The organism is Pseudomonas sp. QD4 (assembly GCF_049199125.1).
In the GTDB taxonomy this organism is placed as follows: domain Bacteria; phylum Pseudomonadota; class Gammaproteobacteria; order Pseudomonadales; family Pseudomonadaceae; genus Aquipseudomonas.
This window is the reverse complement of record NZ_JBLZOM010000001.1, coordinates 2,291,015-2,308,886: the sequence shown is the minus strand read 5'-3', so window position 1 is coordinate 2,308,886 and position 17,872 is coordinate 2,291,015. Positions and strand designations below refer to the sequence as shown.

The 17,872-nt window shown below is 62.3% G+C and carries 13 protein-coding genes; 4 read left to right on the top strand and 9 right to left on the bottom strand.

Translation table 11 applies throughout. The annotated features are described in order from the left end of the window. Window positions 1-70: 70 nt before the first annotated feature. Window positions 71-661 carry an RNA polymerase sigma factor SigX gene (gene sigX / locus ACOZJV_RS10415; protein WP_102047916.1) on the top strand — a complete coding sequence of 197 codons (591 nt, stop codon included), beginning with the start codon at window positions 71-73 and terminating at the stop codon, window positions 659-661. A gap of 107 nt (window positions 662-768) precedes the next feature. Next, the gene (locus ACOZJV_RS10410) at window positions 769-1,749 is read left to right on the top strand and encodes an OmpA family protein (protein ID WP_078471147.1); all 981 of its coding nucleotides are present in this window, start codon (window positions 769-771) and stop codon (window positions 1,747-1,749) included. 97 nt (window positions 1,750-1,846) lie between these two features. Here the strand turns inward: ACOZJV_RS10410 and cobA are convergent, their stop codons facing one another. From cobA to ACOZJV_RS10370, 8 genes are all read right to left on the bottom strand, one after another. Continuing rightward, the gene (gene cobA, locus ACOZJV_RS10405; protein ID WP_421547542.1) at window positions 1,847-2,599 is read right to left on the bottom strand and encodes a uroporphyrinogen-III C-methyltransferase; all 753 of its coding nucleotides are present in this window, start codon (window positions 2,597-2,599) and stop codon (window positions 1,847-1,849) included. 10 nt (window positions 2,600-2,609) lie between these two features. Next, window positions 2,610-5,327 carry a molybdopterin-dependent oxidoreductase gene (locus ACOZJV_RS10400; protein WP_421547541.1) on the bottom strand — a complete coding sequence of 906 codons (2,718 nt, stop codon included), beginning with the start codon at window positions 5,325-5,327 and terminating at the stop codon, window positions 2,610-2,612. Beyond that, complete coding sequence (gene nirD, locus ACOZJV_RS10395) at window positions 5,327-5,644, bottom strand: nitrite reductase small subunit NirD (RefSeq protein ID WP_421547540.1); 318 nt, start codon at window positions 5,642-5,644, stop codon at window positions 5,327-5,329. Before nirD ends, ACOZJV_RS10400 begins: the two co-directional genes overlap by 1 nt. After that, window positions 5,641-8,094 (bottom strand): nitrite reductase large subunit NirB, encoded by a 2,454-nt coding sequence (gene nirB, locus ACOZJV_RS10390; protein WP_421547539.1) that lies wholly within the window; start codon window positions 8,092-8,094, stop codon window positions 5,641-5,643. The genes nirD and nirB overlap by 4 nt, the downstream gene beginning before the upstream one ends. 307 nt (window positions 8,095-8,401) lie before the next feature. Then, the gene (locus ACOZJV_RS10385) at window positions 8,402-10,069 is read right to left on the bottom strand and encodes a protein kinase domain-containing protein (protein ID WP_421547538.1); all 1,668 of its coding nucleotides are present in this window, start codon (window positions 10,067-10,069) and stop codon (window positions 8,402-8,404) included. A 7-nt stretch (window positions 10,070-10,076) separates the two neighbouring features. After that, the gene (locus ACOZJV_RS10380) at window positions 10,077-11,288 is read right to left on the bottom strand and encodes a nitrate/nitrite transporter (RefSeq protein WP_421547537.1); all 1,212 of its coding nucleotides are present in this window, start codon (window positions 11,286-11,288) and stop codon (window positions 10,077-10,079) included. 237 nt (window positions 11,289-11,525) lie between these two features. Continuing rightward, window positions 11,526-12,101 carry an ANTAR domain-containing response regulator gene (locus ACOZJV_RS10375; RefSeq protein WP_020300361.1) on the bottom strand — a complete coding sequence of 192 codons (576 nt, stop codon included), beginning with the start codon at window positions 12,099-12,101 and terminating at the stop codon, window positions 11,526-11,528. A 15-nt stretch (window positions 12,102-12,116) separates the two neighbouring features. Next, entirely contained in the window at window positions 12,117-13,328 is a 1,212-nt protein-coding gene (locus tag ACOZJV_RS10370) for a CmpA/NrtA family ABC transporter substrate-binding protein (RefSeq protein WP_078471154.1), read from the bottom strand. 241 nt (window positions 13,329-13,569) lie between these two features. Between ACOZJV_RS10370 and ACOZJV_RS10365 the strand changes: the two genes are divergently transcribed. Further along, on the top strand, window positions 13,570-14,601 hold the full coding sequence (locus ACOZJV_RS10365; RefSeq protein ID WP_078471155.1) for a quinone-dependent dihydroorotate dehydrogenase: 1,032 nt from the start codon (window positions 13,570-13,572) through the stop codon (window positions 14,599-14,601). A gap of 190 nt (window positions 14,602-14,791) precedes the next feature. Here the strand turns inward: ACOZJV_RS10365 and rmf are convergent, their stop codons facing one another. Then, the gene (gene rmf / locus ACOZJV_RS10360) at window positions 14,792-15,007 is read right to left on the bottom strand and encodes a ribosome modulation factor (RefSeq protein ID WP_020300364.1); all 216 of its coding nucleotides are present in this window, start codon (window positions 15,005-15,007) and stop codon (window positions 14,792-14,794) included. 545 nt (window positions 15,008-15,552) lie between these two features. On the opposite strand from rmf, the gene rlmKL reads away from it, so the two are divergent. After that, complete coding sequence (gene rlmKL, locus ACOZJV_RS10355; protein ID WP_421547536.1) at window positions 15,553-17,823, top strand: bifunctional 23S rRNA (guanine(2069)-N(7))-methyltransferase RlmK/23S rRNA (guanine(2445)-N(2))-methyltransferase RlmL; 2,271 nt, start codon at window positions 15,553-15,555, stop codon at window positions 17,821-17,823. Window positions 17,824-17,872: the final 49 nt, after the last annotated feature.

Genomic DNA, 17,872 nt, shown 5'->3' with positions numbered 1-17,872 from the left:
ATGTATGCCGCCGCAAAATGCCCTGTCCGGGATGCGGCGGACATTGACCTGACTGTCGGCCCGACTCGTTTTGAATAAAGCCCAATCGTTATCCATGCGCTACGATCCCCGCGAGCTCTCCGATGAGGAGTTGGTTGCGCGTTCGCATGCGGAGCTGTTTCACGTAACGCGCGCCTATGAAGAGTTGATGCGGCGCTACCAGCGAACCTTATTTAATGTCTGTGCACGTTATTTAGGGAACGATCGCGACGCGGACGATGTCTGTCAGGAGGTGATGCTGAAGGTGCTGTATGGCCTGAAGAACTTCGAGGGCAAATCAAAGTTCAAGACATGGCTATATAGCATTACGTACAACGAGTGCATCACACAGTATCGAAAGGAGCGGAGAAAGCGTCGATTGATGGACGCTTTGAGTCTTGACCCCCTCGAGGAGGCGTCTGAAGAGAAGGCGCCGAAACCTGAGGAAAAGGCCGGACTTGACCGCTGGTTGGTGCATGTGAATCCGATTGACCGAGAAATTCTGGTGCTACGATTTGTCGCAGAACTGGAGTTTCAGGAGATCGCGGATATCATGCATATGGGTTTGAGTGCTACAAAAATGCGGTACAAACGAGCTCTTGATAAATTGCGTGAGAAATTTGCAGGCATTGCTGAAACTTAGTTCGGCGCAAATATCTCTTACGTCTAGGTGAGTTCTGATAGACTTACCGCCGAGTTGTCCCCCGGTATGTGGGACTGCTTTACAATCACCAGATGGGGATTTAACGGATGAAACTGAAAAACACCTTGGGCATTGCCATTGGTTCTATTGTTGCCGTGACTTCGTTCGGCGTTCTGGCGCAAGGCCAAGGCGCGGTCGAGGGTGAACTGTTTTACAAAAAACAGTACAACGACAGCGTTAATCACGTTGAAGACGGCTTCAACCCAGGCGCATCGATCGGTTACTTCCTGACCGACGACCTGTCGTTGAACGCTACCTACGACAAGACCAACCACACCCGTTCTAACGACGGCACTGGTAACCAGAAAATCAAGGGCGACAACTTCGGCCTGAACGCTCAGTACCACTTTGGTACCGTGGGTGACGCTCTGCGTCCATACGTTTCCGGCGGTGTTGCTCACAAGAGCATGACCAACGTTGAGGTCGACGGCCACAACGGTCGCGATCAGTCGACTTTCCTGACTGCTGGCGCTGGTGTTAAGTACTACTTCACCGACAACCTGTTTGCACGTGCCGGCGTTGAAGCCGACTACAAACTGGACAACGGCAAGTGGGACTACGCTCCTACCGTTGGTCTGGGCGTGAACTTCGGTGGCAGCGGCGGCAAAGTTGCTCCAGCACCAGCTCCAGCACCAGCTCCAGTAGCTGAGCCAGAGCCAGAAGCTCCGGTTGCTGAAGTTGTTCGTGTTGAGCTGGACGTGAAGTTTGACTTCGACAAGGCTGTGGTTAAAACCAACAGCTACGGCGACATCAAAAACCTCGCTGACTTCATGAAGCAGTACCCACAAACCACCACCGTTGTTGAAGGTCACACTGACTCCGTCGGTCCTGACGCTTACAACCAGAAACTGTCTGAGCGTCGTGCAAACGCCGTTAAGCAAGTTCTGACCAACCAGTACGGTGTTGAGTCGAACCGCGTTCAATCCGTTGGTTACGGTGAGTCCCGCCCAGTTGCTGACAACGCAACTGAAGCTGGCCGCGCTGTTAACCGTCGCGTAGAAGCGTCGGTAGAAGCACAAGCTAAGTAATTAGCTTTGTAGCTCAGAAAAACCCGGCCTAGGCCGGGTTTTTCTTTGTCCGCGATTTGAGCTCTGGTCCCTTGCGCCGCCAGCCCTTCGCCAGGCGCTACGCAAGCTGGACGAGTAGCTTGTCGGGCACGTCCTCGATGCTTGCAGCGGCTGCAACCTTGCCTATCACCAGGATTGCCGGGCTCTGCAGCTGGAAATGCAGTGCCGCGTCGTGCATTGCCTCCAGGGTGCAGCGGCATTCCCGCTGTTCTGGCAGCGAGGCGTTTTCAATCATTGCCACCGGTGTCGTTGCAGCAAGCCCCCCTTTGAGCAGTTGCTCACGAATGTCCGCGAGTTTCGCCACCCCCATATAGATCACCAGCGTCGTGCCACTTTGCGCCAGGGCTTGCCAATTCAGGCTGCTGCCATCCTGGGTATGGGCCGTCACCAGCGTGACGCCACGGGCGACGCCGCGCAGGGTCAGAGGGATATCGCAGCGCGTCGCCCCGGCAAGGCCGGCGGTGATGCCATTGACCAATTCCACTTCCACGCCGCGTGCCCTGAGCCACTGCGCCTCTTCGCCGCCGCGTCCGAAAATGCACGGGTCGCCACCCTTGAGGCGCACCACGCATTTGCCCTGGCGGCTGTAGCGCAGCATCAGGCGGTGAATGAAGTCCTGAGGTGTGGAGCGACAGCCACCGCGCTTGCCGACATGGACCACCCGTGCTCGGGGGCAGTGCTCCAGTAGCGCGTGGTTGACCAGGTCGTCGATCAGTACCACCTCGGCTTCGCCCAGGGCGCGGACGGCCTTGAGGGTCAGCAATTCGGGGTCGCCGGGGCCGGCACCTACCAGCCAGACTTTTGCGCTCATGTATTTTTCCTCACAATGTGATGGCGATCGGCTGCGCCGAGGCAGCCAGCAGACGTTTGATTTCCGGGATGCATGACCCGCATTGGGTGCCGCAGCCCAGTTGCTGTTTCAGGCCGTCGAGGTCCAGGCCACGTTCGATGCCGGCACAAACCGCGTTGAGGCTGACGTTCTTGCAGTTGCACAAGGTCTTGTTGTTGGGCGAGGACAGGCCGGCGGCCCCAGGTGGGGTGCTCATGGGCGCCAACAGCCAGCGGCGCAGTTGTTCATCGGCGCGGCCTTCCAACCACAGGTTGTGCAACCAGTGCTGGGCCAGAGTTTCACCGGCCAGGCGGATGGCGATGATTCGCCCCTGTTCGATTCGCACCCGTTTGCCGATGGCGCGTCGCGGATCGTCGTAAGCCAGGACAGGGCCGTGGCTCAGACCCAGTAAATGATCGATGTCCTTGAGCAGCAACGGGTCCGGTGCCTGGGCATGCGCCGCGCGAATCAACAGGGCAGGCCGTTCACGGCCGGTGAGGCTCAGGCTCAGGTAGGAAAAGCTGTCGCACAGTGGCCGCAACGCCTCGAAATGTTGCTGCACATTGCCCTCGATCAGGGCGAACAGATGCCATGGCAGGTGCACCGGCTCCAGGCGCACACCGCTGTGCTTGAGTTCCGGCTGCTTGGACAATGGGTCAAACGCCGATTGGGTGACGGCGTTGATGCCGCCCTTGAGAAAACGATCGCCCCAGTGCATTGGTAAAAAAGCCTGGCCAGGGCGTATGCCGTCGTCGCTGCCCACGGCGACGATCACGCTGCCGCGGCGGCTTTTGAGGCTGACCAGATCGCCATTTTGCAGGCGATGTCGCCGCAGCTCGTCCGGGTGCAGGCTCAGTACGGCTTCGCTGACATGGCCGAACAGCTGCGCGGCGGTGCCGGTGCGGCTCATGCCGTGCCACTGGTCGCGCAGGCGACCGGTAATCAGGGTCAGCGGGAACCGCGCATCACGTTGTTCCTTTGCCGCCTGGTAGGGGTCGCAAACAAACTGGGCGCGGCCATTGGCTGTCGGGAACACGCCATCGCCATAAAGGCGCGCGGTGCCGTGTTCGACGCCCGATGGAAACGGCCATTGCTGCGGCCCGAGGCGGTCGAGCAGGGCATGGCTGATTCCGCATAGATCCAGGTCGCGGCCTTGGGTCAGGTGTTTGTATTCGTCGAATACCTGGGCCGGCTCGGTGAACCTGAACAAGCTTGGCTTTCCGGGACGCAGTTGCTGTTCCAGGCGCTGGGCGAAGTCCACGGTGATGGCCCAATCCGGGCGTGCTTCGCCCGGGGCCTTGATCGCCCGGCGGACGTGGGAGATGCGGCGTTCGGAGTTGGTCACCGTGCCGTCTTTTTCACCCCAACTGGCGGCGGGCAGCAGCAGGTCGGCGAACGGCGCGGTTTCGGTGGTGCGAAACGCTTCCTGCAACACCACGAATGGGCAAGCCTCGAGGGCTGCACGAACTGATTGCTGGTCGGGCAGCGATTGCGCCGGGTTGGTACAGGCGATCCACAGCGCCTTGATGCGGCCGCTTTTCACCTGCTCGAACAGCTCGATGGCGGTAAGCCCGGTGCGCTCGGGCAACTGCTCGACCCTCCAGTATTGGGCGACTTGCGCGCGATGCTCGGGGTTGGCCGCTTCGCGGTGTCCGGGCAGCAGGTTGGACAGGCTGCCGGTTTCGCGACCGCCCATGGCGTTCGGCTGACCGGTCAGAGAGAAGGGGCCGGCACCGGGTCGGCCGATCTGGCCGGTGGCCAGGTGCAGATTGATCAGGGCACTGTTTTTCGCGCTGCCCGAGGTGGACTGGTTCAGCCCCATGCACCACAGGGAAAGGAAGCTCGGCGCAGTTCCAATCCACTGCGCGCACGCCTGTAGCTGCTCGACATTGATCCCGCAGAGCTGGGCCACCATGTGCGGGGTGTAGTCGCGCACCAGGGTTTTCAACGGCGCCAGGCCTTCGGTGTGGGCCTCGATAAAGGCGCGGTCCACCCAGCCTTCCCACAGCAGCAGGTGCAGGATGCCGTGGAACAATGCGACATCGGTGCCCGGCAGGATGGCCAGGTGCAGGTCGGCGAGGTCGCAGGTATCGGTACGACGCGGGTCGATGACGATGACTTTCATCTGTGGTCGCAGGCGCTTGGCTTGTTCCAGGCGGCGAAACAGTACTGGATGGGCGTAGGCCATGTTACTGCCGACTATCATCACGCAATCACTCTGTTCCAGGTCTTCGTAGCTGCAGGGTGGGGCGTCGGCGCCCAGGCTGCGTTTGTAGCCGACCACTGCCGAAGACATGCACAGCCTTGAGTTGCTGTCGATATTGTTGGTGCCGACCAGCGCTCGGGCCAGCTTGTTGAAGACGTAGTAGTCCTCGGTCAGCAATTGCCCGGACAGGTAGAAGGCCACGCTGTCCGGGCCGTGTTCGGCGATGGTGGCGGCAAACACGTTGGCCGCATGCTGCAACGCACTGTCCCAGTCGGTGCGGCTGCGGGGCAGGCGTTTGCCCAGGCGCAATTGCGGGTACAGCGCACGTGCCGCGAGGTCGCCGGTCAGGTGCAGGCTGGCACCCTTGCTGCACAGTTTGCCGAAGTTGGCCGGGTGCGCCGGGTCGCCGCTGACGCCCAGGATCTGGTGGCCGTCATGCTCGATCAGCACGCCGCAGCCGACCCCGCAGTAACAACAGGTCGAAGCGGTCGTCTGGCGGCTCATCAGCCTGCATCCCGCAGCGCCAGCAGGACCCGGCCATTTTCCACCCGGGCAGCATGCTGGTGTGCACAGCCTGAATCGGGGGCCTGGGCTTGGCCGGATTCGAGGTCGATCTGCCAGTTATGCAACGGGCAGGCGACTTTCTTGCCGTAGATCAGCCCCTGGGACAACGGGCCGCCCTTGTGCGGGCAGCGGTCATCGAGGGCAAAGACCTGGTCGTCGCTGGTGCGAAAAATGGCGATGGCGCCCTTGGGCCCGTCGACGATGCGCGCGCCGAGGGCGTTGATGTCTTCCAGAGCGCAGATATCCTGCCAGTTCATGCCGGCACCTCCAGGGTGTTCAGGGGGATCAGGTCGAATTCTTTCTTCAGCAACGGCTGCTGCAGGCGCTCTTTCCACGGGTCCTGCTCGAACGACAGGGAGAATTGCAGGCGTTCGTTGAGTGCCTTGCGCCGCTGCGGGTCTTCCACGACCGCGCGTTTGATGTGGTCCATGCCGACCCGTTGCAGGTAGTGCACGGTGCGCTCCAGGTAGAAGGCTTCTTCGCGGTACAGCTGCAGGAACGCACCGTTGTACTCGCGGACTTCCTCGGCGGTCTTGAGCTTGATCAAGAACTGCGCTACCTCGGTCTTGATCCCGCCGTTGCCGCCGATGTACAGCTCCCAGCCGGAGTCGACGCCGATAATCCCCACGTCCTTGATCCCGGCCTCCGAGCAGTTGCGCGGGCAGCCGGAGACTGCGAGCTTGACCTTGTGCGGGGACCACATATTGAACAGGTCGTGTTCCAGCTCGATCCCCAGTTGCGTCGAGTTTTGCGTGCCGAAGCGGCAAAACTCGCTGCCGACGCAGGTTTTCACGGTGCGGATGGACTTGCCATAGGCGTGGCCCGAGGGCATGTCGAGGTCTTTCCACACGCCAGGGAGGTCCTGCTTCTTGATCCCCAGGAGGTCAATGCGCTGGCCGCCGGTGACTTTCACCATGGGCACCTGGTACTTGTCCGCGACATCGGCAATACGCCGCAGCTCAGACGGGTTGGTCACGCCCCCCCACATTCTCGGCACCACCGAATAGGTGCCGTCTTTCTGGATGTTGGCGTGGGCCCGTTCGTTGATCAGGCGCGACTGTGGATCGTCCCTGGCCTCACCCGGCCAGGTGGAAATCAGGTAGTAGTTCAGTGCCGGGCGGCAGGTGGCGCAGCCATTGGGCGTACGCCAGTTGAGGTAGCTCATGGTGTCGGCGATGGTCAGCAGGTGCTGTTCGCGGATGGCCTGGCGGATCTGCCCGTGGTTGAGGTCGCTGCAGCCGCAGATGGCTTTTTCGCTTTTCGGCTTGACGTCCGCTGCGCCGCCGACGGTGTTGATCAGGATCTGCTCCACCAGGCCGGCGCAGGAACCGCAGGAGCTGGCGGCCTTGGTGTGTTTCTTGACCTCGTCGACGCTGAACAGCCCGTGCTCCTGGATCGCCTTGACGATGGTGCCCTTGCACACTCCATTGCAGCCGCAGACTTCGGCGTTGTCGGCCATGCCCATGGCTTTGTCCTGACCTTGATGGCCGACATCGCCCAGCGCGTTTTCGCCGAACATCAGGTGGTCGCGGATCTCGCCAATCCCATGGTTCTCGCGGATCTGCCGGAAGTACCAGCCGCCGTCTGCGGTGTCTCCATACAGGCAGGCCCCGACCAGCACGTCATCCTTGATCACCAGCTTTTTGTACACGCCGCCGATGGGGTCGGAGAGGGTGATGGTTTCGGTCCCTTCTGCGCCCATGAAGTCGCCGGTGGAAAACAGGTCGATGCCGGTGACTTTCAATTTGGTTGAGGTCACCGAGCCCTGGTAGCGCGCGAAGCCCAGTTGTGCCAGATGGTTGGCGCAGACCTTGGCCTGTTCGAACAGCGGCGCCACCAGGCCGTAGGCGATGCCGCGATGGCTGGCGCATTCGCCGATGGCGTAGATACGCGGGTCGTAGGTCTGCAGGGTGTCGTTGACCAGGATCCCGCGATTGCACGGGATCCCGGCTTTTTCCGCCAGCTCGGTGTTGGGGCGGATACCGGCGGCCATCACCACCAGGTCGGCGGGGATGATGTCGCCGTTCTTGAACTGCACCGAGCCCACCCGGCCATTGCCGGCATCATGCAGGGCCTGGGTTTGCTCGCTCAGGCGAAAGTGCAGGCCTCGGGCTTCGAGGGCGGTTTGCAGCAGTTGGCCACTGGTCTGGTCCAGTTGCCGCTCCAGCAGCCATTCGCCGATGTGCACCACGGTGACGTGCATGCCACGCAGCATCAGGCCGTTGGCTGCCTCCAGGCCGAGCAGGCCGCCACCGATCACCACCGCGTGTTTGTGGGTCTTGGCGGTGTCGATCATTGTTTGAGTATCGGCGATGTCGCGGTAACCGATGACCCCCTGCAGGGTGTTGCCGGGGATGGGCAGGATAAACGGCGTCGAGCCGGTCGCGATCAGCAGGCGATCGTACTCGGCCTCGGTGCCATCCTCGGCCATCACGCAGCGCCTGGCCCGGTCGATCTGCACCACCTTGCGGTTGAGCAGCAACTTGATCTGGTTATCCAGGTACCAGTCCAGGTCGTTGAGCACGATCTCGTCGAACGTCTGCTCACCGGCCAGGACCGGCGAGAGCAGGATGCGGTTGTAGTTGGTGTGGGGCTCGGCGCCGAAGACCGTGATGTCGTACAGCTCGTTGCTCAGCTTGAGCAGTTCTTCCAGGGTCCGGACCCCGGCCATGCCGTTGCCGATCATCACCAGTTTGAGTTTTTTCATCAGGTTCTCCGGGAGCTCAGGCGGTGGGTGGGGCCTGGCTCGACAAAAATCGCACAACAAAAAAGGCGTCCCGCTAGTTGCCTAGCGAGGACGCCTTTGTCCGGTCCCGTTCTCTCGGGAAGCCTGCCCTTCGTCGTTGAAGGTCGGGCTGTATGTCTGTTGCGTAGAACTAATGCAGTGCTTGTGCCAAGTCGCCACCGGCAGGGTTTTGCCGGGGTTGCTCCGCGCGCTGGCGCCTGTTCATGCACCGAATCAAGGCGCGGCGCCCTCTTTCAGCGCGGCAGCGGCTACGGGAGGATTTGGGGTTTCAGTGCAGGAGCAGAAATAGCAGCACCAGATTGAGCAGCAGGGCGGCCAGGGCCACGCTGCGCCAGACTTTCAGCGGCTCGCGTTCGAGCAGGGGGCGCGGGCGTACGCTCAGGCTGCCGCGCTCACCGTGTTCCAGGGCCAGTAGCCATTCCTCGGCGGTCTCGAAGCGTTGGCCGGGGTCGGCATTTACCCCGCGCTCCAGGTTGTGTGCCAACCAGTCCGGCAGATCCGGGCGATAGCGGCTGGCGCTGGTCGGGAGGCCGAAGCGCGGGCGCTGGAAGGCTTCGATCTCGCCATGGGGGTAGTGCCCGGTCAGCAGCACGTACAAGGTCACGCCCACGGCATACAGGTCCTGCTGCGCATTCGGCGCAGCACCGCTGAAGGCCTCCGGGGCGATGTAGCTGGGGGTGCCCGGCAGCAAGTTGGCCGGGTCCTCGCACAGGCCGGGGCAGTAGGCCAGGCCGAAGTCCAGCAGGCGCAACTCGCCGTCATCGCTGAGCAACAGGTTCTCGGGCTTGATGTCGCGATGCAGGATCTGTCGCCGGTGCAGCAAGCCCACCACGCGCAGCAGGCGCTGGGCCAGCGTCTGCCATTGCGCCAGGGGCAGCGGGCCGTTTTTGGCGAACAGTTCGGCCAGGGTGCTGCCCGGGTATTCGCGCATTACGTAATACAGGTGCTGGCGTGAGGTGCTGGCGTGGACCTCGGGAAAGTAGCGCCCGGCTACCCGACGCAGCAGCCATTCCTCAGCCAACAGGGCTTGTCCGGCCCGGTGATCGTTGTCCAGTTGAGTCGGCAGGGTTTTCAACAGCCAGGGCTGCAACTGGGCATCGCGTACCCGATAGCGCAATGACTGCTGGCTTTGCCCGAGCACGGCCTCGACCTGCCAGCCCTCGAACGCCTGGCCGGGCTTGAGTGGCGGCGGCAGGGGCCATTGCTGCAGGTGGATCAGGGCATCGCCGATCGAGTGTTCGCCCAGGGTGTCGACCCGTATCAGCAGTGCGCTGGCATTGTCCTGGCTGCCCGCCAGATGCGCGGCAGCGACCAGGGTCTGCACGGCGCTGTCGAGGTCGGGCTGATCATGCAGGATCGCGGCAATGGCCGTGTCGCCTAGAGTCGCCCAAACCCCGTCGCTGAGCATGAGCAAACATTCACCCTGGCGCAGCTCATCGTCGAGGAAGTCCACCACCAGGTGCTGATCCAGGCCCAGCGCGCGCTTGAGCACGTGCTGCATGCCGGGTTGCTCCCAGACGTGGTCCTCGCTGATGCGCTGCAGATACCCGGCGTGCCAGCGATAGACCCGGCAGTCGCCAACGTGGGCCAGGGTGAATCGCCGGCCACGCAGCACCAGCGCGCTGACGGTGGTCAGCAACGGCTGGCCACCCCCGTTGGCTTGCAGCCAGCGATTCTGCGCCAGCAACAGACGCTCCAGAGCCTGGGCCACGGGCCAGGTTTGCGGGGTGGCGTAGTAGTCCAGTGCCAACGCCTGCAAGGTCGAACGCGCCGCCAGGCCTCCATCGGCGCATTGGCTGACGCCGTCGGCGATGGCGAATAGCAGCCCTTTGCTGGCCGCCAGCGCCGGTGCCGGTGTTACCAGGCGCAGCGCGTCCTGGTTTTCAGGCCGAGGACCGATGGCGCTGGCCTGGGCATGACTCAGTTGCAGGCTCATGGGCGGCTCAGACCCGCGCCGCGGTGACGGCGGCGGAGCCCCAGGTGGTGCGCCAGCGACGTTTCACCCCATGCAGACCGAACCAGGCCAGGATGCCCAGGCCGGCAAACAGCCACAGTGCCAGTTGATAGCTGCCGGTGCTTTGCTTGATCGCTCCCATGCCCGCCGCCAGGGCAAAGCCGCCGATGCCGCCGGCCATGCCGATCAGCCCGGTCATCACGCCGATCTCGCGACGAAAGCGTTGTGGTACCAGTTGGAACACCGCACCGTTGCCGGCACCCAGGCCGAGCATGGTGCAGACAAACAGCGCCAGCGCCGCGTAGGAACTGGGCAGGTTGAAGCCGACTGCGGCAATGCACAGCACCGCTACGCCGTACATGCCGAGCAAGGTCCGGATGCCGCCGAAGCGATCCGCCAGGGCGCCGCCCAAGGGGCGCATCAGGCTGCCGCCAAAGACACAGGCTGCGGTGTAGTAGCCGGCGGTGACCGGGCTCAGGCCGTACTGGTCGTTGAAGTAGCCGGGCAGAGCGCTGGCCAGGCCGATAAAGCCGCCAAAGGTCACGCTGTAGAAAAACATGAACCACCAGCTGTCACGGTCGCCCAGGGCTTTGAAATAGTCCGCCATGGACTTGGCCTTGGGCCGTTCCGGCGCGTTCTTGGCCAGCCAGGCGAAAATCACCAGGGTCAGAATCAGCGGGATCAAGGCGAAGCCGAACACATTGCTCCAGCCAAAAGCCGCCGCCAGCACTGGCGCGAGCAGGGCCGCAAATACCGTCCCCGAGTTGCCGGCACCGGCAATCCCCATGGCCTTGCCCTGATGCTGCGGCGGGTACCACTGCGAAGCCAGGGGCAACGCCACGGCGAATGAAGCCCCGGCCATGCCCAGAAACACCCCCAGCAGCAGGGCCTGTTCATAACTGTGGATACCCAGTTTCCAGGCGCCGAACAGGGCACAGATCACGATCACCTGGCCGATCAGCCCGGCGGTTTTTGGCGACAGGCGATCAGCCAGCAGGCCCATGGCAAAGCGCAGCAGGGCTCCGGCCAGGATCGGTGTGGCGACCATCAGGCCGCGCTGCTGGGTGGTCAAGTGCAGGTCAGCGGCTATCTGCACTGCCAGGGGGCCGAGCAGGTACCAGACCATGAAGCTCAGGTCGAAATAGAGAAAGGCCGCGAACAGAGTCGGGGTGTGGCCGGATTTCCAGAAGCTTGAATTCATCGCGCACCTCAGCTGAAAAGAGTCTCGAAAGGAGTCATGAGCCTTCAGGTGGTGCACCGTCACGGCCGCACCACCGGCCCCGGGCTGTGGGGCCAAAACGAAAAAACGCCGCAACCCTGTCTGCCTGAGCGAAGGGTGTGCGACGTCGTTGTCGTAGGTGGGGCAACCGCCGTTGGTTACCTGCGGAGTTTCCAAAGCAAGAGCTGAGCCAATCCGGCTGAGGCGTGGGGCGGGGGCTCAGCCAAGCAGTTCACTCATGGCGATAATCTGCTCGGCTACCTGGATCAGTTTCTGCTGACGGCTCATGGCTTGGCGGCGCATCAGGGTGTAGGCCTCTTCCTCCTGGCAGTGCTTCATTTTCATCAGCAAGCCCTTGGCTAATTCGATGCGCTTGCGCTCGGCCAACTGTTGGTCCCGCGCATGCAGCTGGGCACGCAGCGCCTGGTCACTTTCAAAGCGAGCCATGGCCACATCGAGGATCGGTTGCAGGCGTTGGGTCTGGATGCCCTCGACTATGTAGGCGCTGACACCGGACTTGATCGCCTGGCGCATCACCCCCGGGTCGTGCTCGTCGGTGAACATCACGATCGGCCGCGGCTGATCGCGGCTGACCAGCACCACTTGCTCCAGTACATCGCGGCTGGGTGACTCGGTATCGATCAGGATCACGTCCGGACGCACCGTTTCGACCCTGGCCGGCAGGTCGATGGTCAAGCCGGACTCGTCGATCACTTCGAAGCCGGCCTCGATCAGTGCCGCCTTGAGCCGGCCGACTTTTTTTGCGGTGTCATTGATCAACAGGATTCGCAACATGCTCCAAGGCTCCTGTCAGCGGCTGGCGAGAAGGGGTGAGCTGTCGCTCATGGCGTGCAATTTGAAGCTGCGTGCATAGCCGCCCGGGTCTGTGCCATCCCAGATTTTGCCGTCGATCAGTTGGCTGCTGCGCATGTCCTGGCCCCAGGACGCAACACCCACCGCCGTGGCCGCCTCGCGGTACAACCCAAGCTGTTGCACCTGGCGGGCGACGTCGAGGTAGTCCGGGTCTTCGCGCAGCAGGCCCCAGCGGCGGAACTGGGTCATGAACCACATGCCATCGGACAGGTACGGCAGGTTGACCGCGCCGGCATTGTGAAAGCGCAGGGCATGGGGGTCTTGCCACTGGTTGCCGAGGCCGTCGGCATAGTCTCCCAGCAGCCGCGGCTGGATGCAGTCGAGCGGGGCGTCGAGGTAGGCGCCGGCGCTGAGCAACTGCGCGGTACTTTCACGGTTTTCACGGCTTTGTTCGATAAAGCGGCTGGCCTCGAGGACCGCCATCACCAGCGCACGGGCGGTGTTGGGGTACTGCTCGACAAAGGCGCGGGTGCAGCCCAGGACTTTTTCCGGGTGGTCGGGCCAGATGGCCTGGGTGGTGGCCAGGGTAAAGCCTTGGTCCTGGCGCACCGCGCTGGCGCTCCAGGGCTCGCCGACGCAAAAGCCATCGATGCGCCCGGCTTGCAGGTGCGCCACCATTTGCGGCGGCGGTACCACCACACTGTCGACATCCTGCAACGGGTGGATGCCCTGGCTGGCGAGCCAGTAGTACAGCCACATGGCGTGGGTGCCGGTGGGAAAGGTCTGGGCAAAGGTCAGCTTTGCACGACGTTGGTGCACGTGCTGGTAAAGCGCTTCAGGACTGGTCACCTGCAGCCCTTGCAGCTCTCGCGACAGGTTGATGCTCTGGCCGTTCTGGTTCAGCCCCATCAACACCGCCATGTCGCTGGCATTAACGCCGCCGATGCCCAGGTGCACGGCATAAATCAGGCCGTACAGGCTGTGGGCGGCATCCAGTTCGCCGCTGACCAGTTTGTCCCGCAGGCTGGCCCACGATGCCTGGCGCTTGAGGTTCAGGGTCAAGCCATAGGGCTGGGCGAAGCCCTGGGTTGCAGCAACCACCACCGAGGCGCAGTCGGTCAGTGCCATGAACCCCAGGTCGATGGCGCTCTTCTCCGGGGCGTCGCTGCCGTTGACCCAGGCCAGCGGGCCGATTGCGAGTTCATTCATGAGCCTGACCACCTTGCAATGAAAAAGCGCCGTACCCGAGCGCCTGGCAGAGCCAGGGCGGGTGACGACGCCTTTGTCCGTATCGATAGGGGCACCCTGCCGCCGTTGGCAGAAGTACTGATGTACACCTTGGTGCAAGGCATATGCCATTCACCGCTGATTTCACTGTGCGCCTCGCGTGCAGGCCCCGGGCCCGGCTATAATCGCCGCCTTATTCGCCGCCACCGAGTCAAGCCCGCCCATGTATACCCTGGCCCGCCAGCTGTTGTTCAAACTCTCCCCGGAAACCTCCCATGATCTGTCCCTGGACCTGATCGGCGCGGGTGGGCGTTTGGGCCTCAATGGGCTGTTGTGCAAGGCGCCGGCGCAGATGCCGGTGCGGGTCATGGGGCTGGACTTTCCGAACCCGGTTGGCCTGGCTGCCGGTCTGGACAAGAACGGTGCGGCCATCGATGGTTTTGCCCAGCTGGGGTTTGGTTTTGTCGAGATCGGCACCATCACCCCGCGTGCACAGCCCGGCAACCCCAAGCCACGGATCTTCCGTCTGCCCCAAGCTGAAGCGATCATCAACCGCATGGGCTTCAACAACCTGGGCGTCGATCACTTGTTGGCGCGGGTGGCTGCAGCCAAGTATCAGGGTGTGTTGGGGATCAACATCGGCAAGAACTTCGACACCCCGGTCGAGCGCGCGGTGGATGACTACCTGATCTGCCTGGACAAGGTGTATGCCCACGCCAGTTACGTCACGGTCAACGTCAGTTCGCCCAACACCCCGGGCCTGCGCAGCCTGCAGTTCGGCGAGTCGCTCAAGCAATTGCTCGGCGCCTTGAGCGAGCGGCAGAAGGAGTTGGCGCTGCGTCACGGCAAGCATGTGCCATTGGCGATCAAGATCGCTCCGGACATGACCGATGAAGAAACCGTGGACGTGGCCCAGGCCTTGATCGAAACCGGCATGGACGCGGTGATTGCCACCAACACCACCCTGAGCCGCGCAGGCGTCGAAGGGCTGGAGCACGGTGAAGAGGCGGGCGGCCTGTCCGGTGCCCCGGTGCGCGACAAGAGCACGCACACGGTCAAGGTGCTGGCGGCCGAATTGGCCGGGCGCCTGCCGATCATTGCGGTTGGTGGTATTACCGAAGGCCAGCACGCGGCTGAAAAAATCGCGGCCGGTGCCAGTCTGGTGCAGTTGTATTCGGGGTTCATCTACAAGGGACCGGCGTTGATTCGCCAGTCGGTGGATGCCATTGCGGCATTGGCTGCGCGGCAGTCGTAACCCTCAGGCTTAAGAGCGGCGCGCCCAGGCCTGTTTGGCCTGGTGGCGGGGAGCAGTCTTTCGTCATGAATCGCGGCCAATAAAAAGGGCTCCTTCAAGGAGCCCCTGGGCCGAAGCCCGCCGTCCGGATGGGACGTGCGTGGTTAAGTCACAAGCTATTCAAGTTTTAGTGTCGGAATGGTGCCCTTATTTAGCCGACAGCGTGAAGTTCGTTGAGTCTGTGGATGCCCGCAGTGCCTGTCATACCGTCCCAATTGTCGCCGCGTCCTTCGCGCCAGCCGTTAATCCAGGCTTGACGTACCGACGGTAGAGTAAATGGGCAAAGCTCACGGGATTTGCCGTTAACGCCATAGTGATATCCGCGTACAAATGCTTTTTCCAACGGATCACGCTTAAGTCTTCTCATAGGGTGTTTCCCTCACTTGTTGACTGTACTTATGTCCTATCGACCTCTACCTGAGGTCGGGCAGAATGCTTCTGCCGTTGGTGCTCGCTGCCGGCGTGGCGAGCTTGATTGTTGACGTCATTGCGGCGTCAACCTGTGTTGAGTTCTAACCAATAGGTCACACGGTGGGAATGATCGTTTTGTCATAAGGACGTAACGATAATGCGGGTAAGGCCATAAGAACGGCTGGATGCGAACCGTTTTTATTGGGCAAAGCCTGCTGTGATGAGCCTTTGGTTAGATGACGGTGTTAATGCTTTAGTAAGAATGTCGACCTGTTGCAGTCGGGTATTATTCGACGAAGGGTCGACTTATGACATTTTGTTGCTCGACTTTTTATCTGCCTCTGCCATCTAAGCTTTTTCTACCCTTGTGGTGAGCTGGTCGGCAGGGGTGGGACGGCACACTTTCGTGCCACGCGAGCGCTCTTCAAGAAAAGCGCTTGATTGAAAACCGGGCGGACAATGCGTTGTCCGTTCACTTATGCCAAAGGCCCTGGAACTCCCATGTCGGATCGTTACGAACTCTTCCTCACTTGCCCTAAAGGCCTCGAAGGCCTGCTGATCGAGGAAGCCGTCGGGCTTGGCCTTGAGGAAGCGCGCGAGCACACCTCTGCCGTGCGCGGCATGGCCGACATGGAGACCGCTTATCGGCTGTGTCTCTGGTCGCGCCTGGCCAACCGGGTGTTGCTGGTGCTCAAGCGCTTCCCGATGAAGGACGCCGAAGACCTCTACCACGGTGTGCTGGATATCGACTGGCAAGACCACATGCTCGCTGACGGCACCCTGGCGGTGGAGTTCAGTGGCCACGGTTCGGGCATCGACAACACCCACTTCGGCGCCCTGAAGGTCAAGGACGCCATCGTCGACAAGCTGCGTACCCCGACCGGCGAGCGCCCTTCGATCGACAAGCTGAACCCGGACCTGCGCATTCACCTGCGCCTGGACCGTGGCGAAGCCATCCTTTCCCTCGACCTGTCCGGCCACAGCCTGCACCAGCGCGGTTATCGCCTGCAGCAAGGCGCTGCGCCGCTGAAGGAAAACCTGGCCGCCGCGATCCTGATCCGTGCCGGCTGGCCACGCATTGCCGCCGATGGCGGGGCGCTGGCTGACCCGATGTGCGGCGTGGGTACCTTCCTGGTGGAAGCGGCGATGATCGCTGCCGACATCGCCCCCAACCTGAAGCGCGAGCTGTGGGGCTTCACCGCCTGGCTGGGCCACGTCCCGGCGCTGTGGCGCAAGCTGCATGACGAAGCCCAGGCTCGGGCCCAGGCCGGCCTGGCCAAGCCGCCGTTGTGGATCCGCGGTTACGAGGCCGACCCACGACTGATCCAGCCCGGGCGCAATAACGTCGAGCGCGCCGGCTTGAGCGAGTGGATCAAAATCTACCAGGGCGAGGTGGCCACCTTCGAGCCGCGCCCGGACCAGAATCAGAAAGGCCTGGTGATCTGCAACCCTCCCTACGGCGAGCGCCTGGGTGACGAAGCCAGCCTGTTGTACCTCTACCAGAACCTCGGCGAGCGTCTGCGCCAGGCCTGCCTGAACTGGGAGGCGGCGGTGTTTACCGGTGCCCCGGACCTGGGCAAGCGCATGGGCATTCGCAGCCACAAACAGTACTCGTTCTGGAACGGCGCCTTGCCGTGCAAGCTGCTGCTGATCAAGGTCCTGCCGGACCAGTTCGTCACGGGTGAGCGCCGTACCCCGGAGCAGCGCCTGGCCGAACGTGAGCAGGCCGAGGCCGACAAGGCCCCGCTTGAGCCGCAAGAACGCCAGTACAACAAGAATGGCAACCCGATCAAGCCCGTACCGGCGCCGGCTCCAGTGGTCGAGCAGGCGCGCTTGAGCGAAGGCGGGCAGATGTTCGCCAATCGCCTGCAAAAGAACCTCAAACTGCTGGGAAAATGGGCCAAGCGTGAGGGCGTCGAGTGCTACCGGGTCTACGATGCGGACATGCCGGAGTACTCCCTGGCCATCGACCTGTATCACGACTGGGTCCACGTTCAGGAATACGCCGCGCCGAAATCCATCGACCCGGAGAAGGCCCAGGCCCGTCTGTTCGACGCTTTGGCCGCCATCCCCCAGGCGTTGAACGTCGACAAGAGCCGGGTAGTGATCAAGCGTCGCGAGCGCCAGAGCGGCACCAAGCAGTACGAGCGCCAGAGCACCCAGGGCAAGTTCACCGAAGTCACCGAGGGTGGAGTCAAGCTGCTGGTCAACCTGACCGATTACCTCGACACCGGGTTGTTCCTCGATCACCGGCCGATGCGCATGCGGATTCAGAAAGAGGCCGCCGGCAAGCGCTTCCTCAACTTGTATTGCTACACCGCGACGGCCAGTGTGCATGCGGCCAAGGGTGGGGCGCGCAGCACTACCAGCGTCGACCTGTCCAAGACTTACCTGGACTGGGCGCGTCGCAACTTCTCGCTCAACGGTTTCTCCGACAAGAACCGCCTCGAGCAGGGCGACGTGATGACCTGGCTGGATGCCTGCCGCGATGAGTTCGACCTGATCTTCATTGATCCGCCGACCTTCTCCAACTCCAAGCGCATGGAAGGGGTGTTCGACGTACAGCGCGATCACGTGCAGTTGCTCGACCTGGCCATGGCCCGCCTGGCACCGGGTGGCGTGCTGTATTTCTCCAACAACTTCCGCAAGTTCCAGCTCGATGAACACCTTGAATCGCGCTATGCGGTCGAGGAAATCAGCGCCAAGACCATCGATCCGGACTTCGCTCGCAACGGCAAGATCCACCGCGCCTGGAAAATCACCGCGCGCTGATCGGCACTTGAATGCACGGAGCCTTGATATTCAAGGCTCTTGGCTATTT

Bases quoted from the DNA above. Each gene is read 5' to 3' on its own strand.
- rlmKL (WP_421547536.1), top strand. From the start codon at position 15,553: ATGTCGGATCGTTACGAACTCTTCCTCACTTGCCCTAAAGGCCTCGAA.
- ACOZJV_RS10375 (WP_020300361.1), bottom strand. From the start codon at position 12,101: ATGTTGCGAATCCTGTTGATCAATGACACCGCAAAAAAAGTCGGCCGG.
- cobA (WP_421547542.1), bottom strand. From the start codon at position 2,599: ATGAGCGCAAAAGTCTGGCTGGTAGGTGCCGGCCCCGGCGACCCCGAA.
- ACOZJV_RS10370 (WP_078471154.1), bottom strand. From the start codon at position 13,328: ATGAATGAACTCGCAATCGGCCCGCTGGCCTGGGTCAACGGCAGCGAC.
- ACOZJV_RS10410 (WP_078471147.1), top strand. From the start codon at position 769: ATGAAACTGAAAAACACCTTGGGCATTGCCATTGGTTCTATTGTTGCC.
- ACOZJV_RS10385 (WP_421547538.1), bottom strand. From the start codon at position 10,069: ATGAGCCTGCAACTGAGTCATGCCCAGGCCAGCGCCATCGGTCCTCGG.
- ACOZJV_RS10380 (WP_421547537.1), bottom strand. From the start codon at position 11,288: ATGAATTCAAGCTTCTGGAAATCCGGCCACACCCCGACTCTGTTCGCG.
- nirB (WP_421547539.1), bottom strand. From the start codon at position 8,094: ATGAAAAAACTCAAACTGGTGATGATCGGCAACGGCATGGCCGGGGTC.
- nirD (WP_421547540.1), bottom strand. From the start codon at position 5,644: ATGAACTGGCAGGATATCTGCGCTCTGGAAGACATCAACGCCCTCGGC.
- ACOZJV_RS10400 (WP_421547541.1), bottom strand. From the start codon at position 5,327: ATGAGCCGCCAGACGACCGCTTCGACCTGTTGTTACTGCGGGGTCGGC.
- rmf (WP_020300364.1), bottom strand. From the start codon at position 15,007: ATGAGAAGACTTAAGCGTGATCCGTTGGAAAAAGCATTTGTACGCGGA.
- ACOZJV_RS10365 (WP_078471155.1), top strand. From the start codon at position 13,570: ATGTATACCCTGGCCCGCCAGCTGTTGTTCAAACTCTCCCCGGAAACC.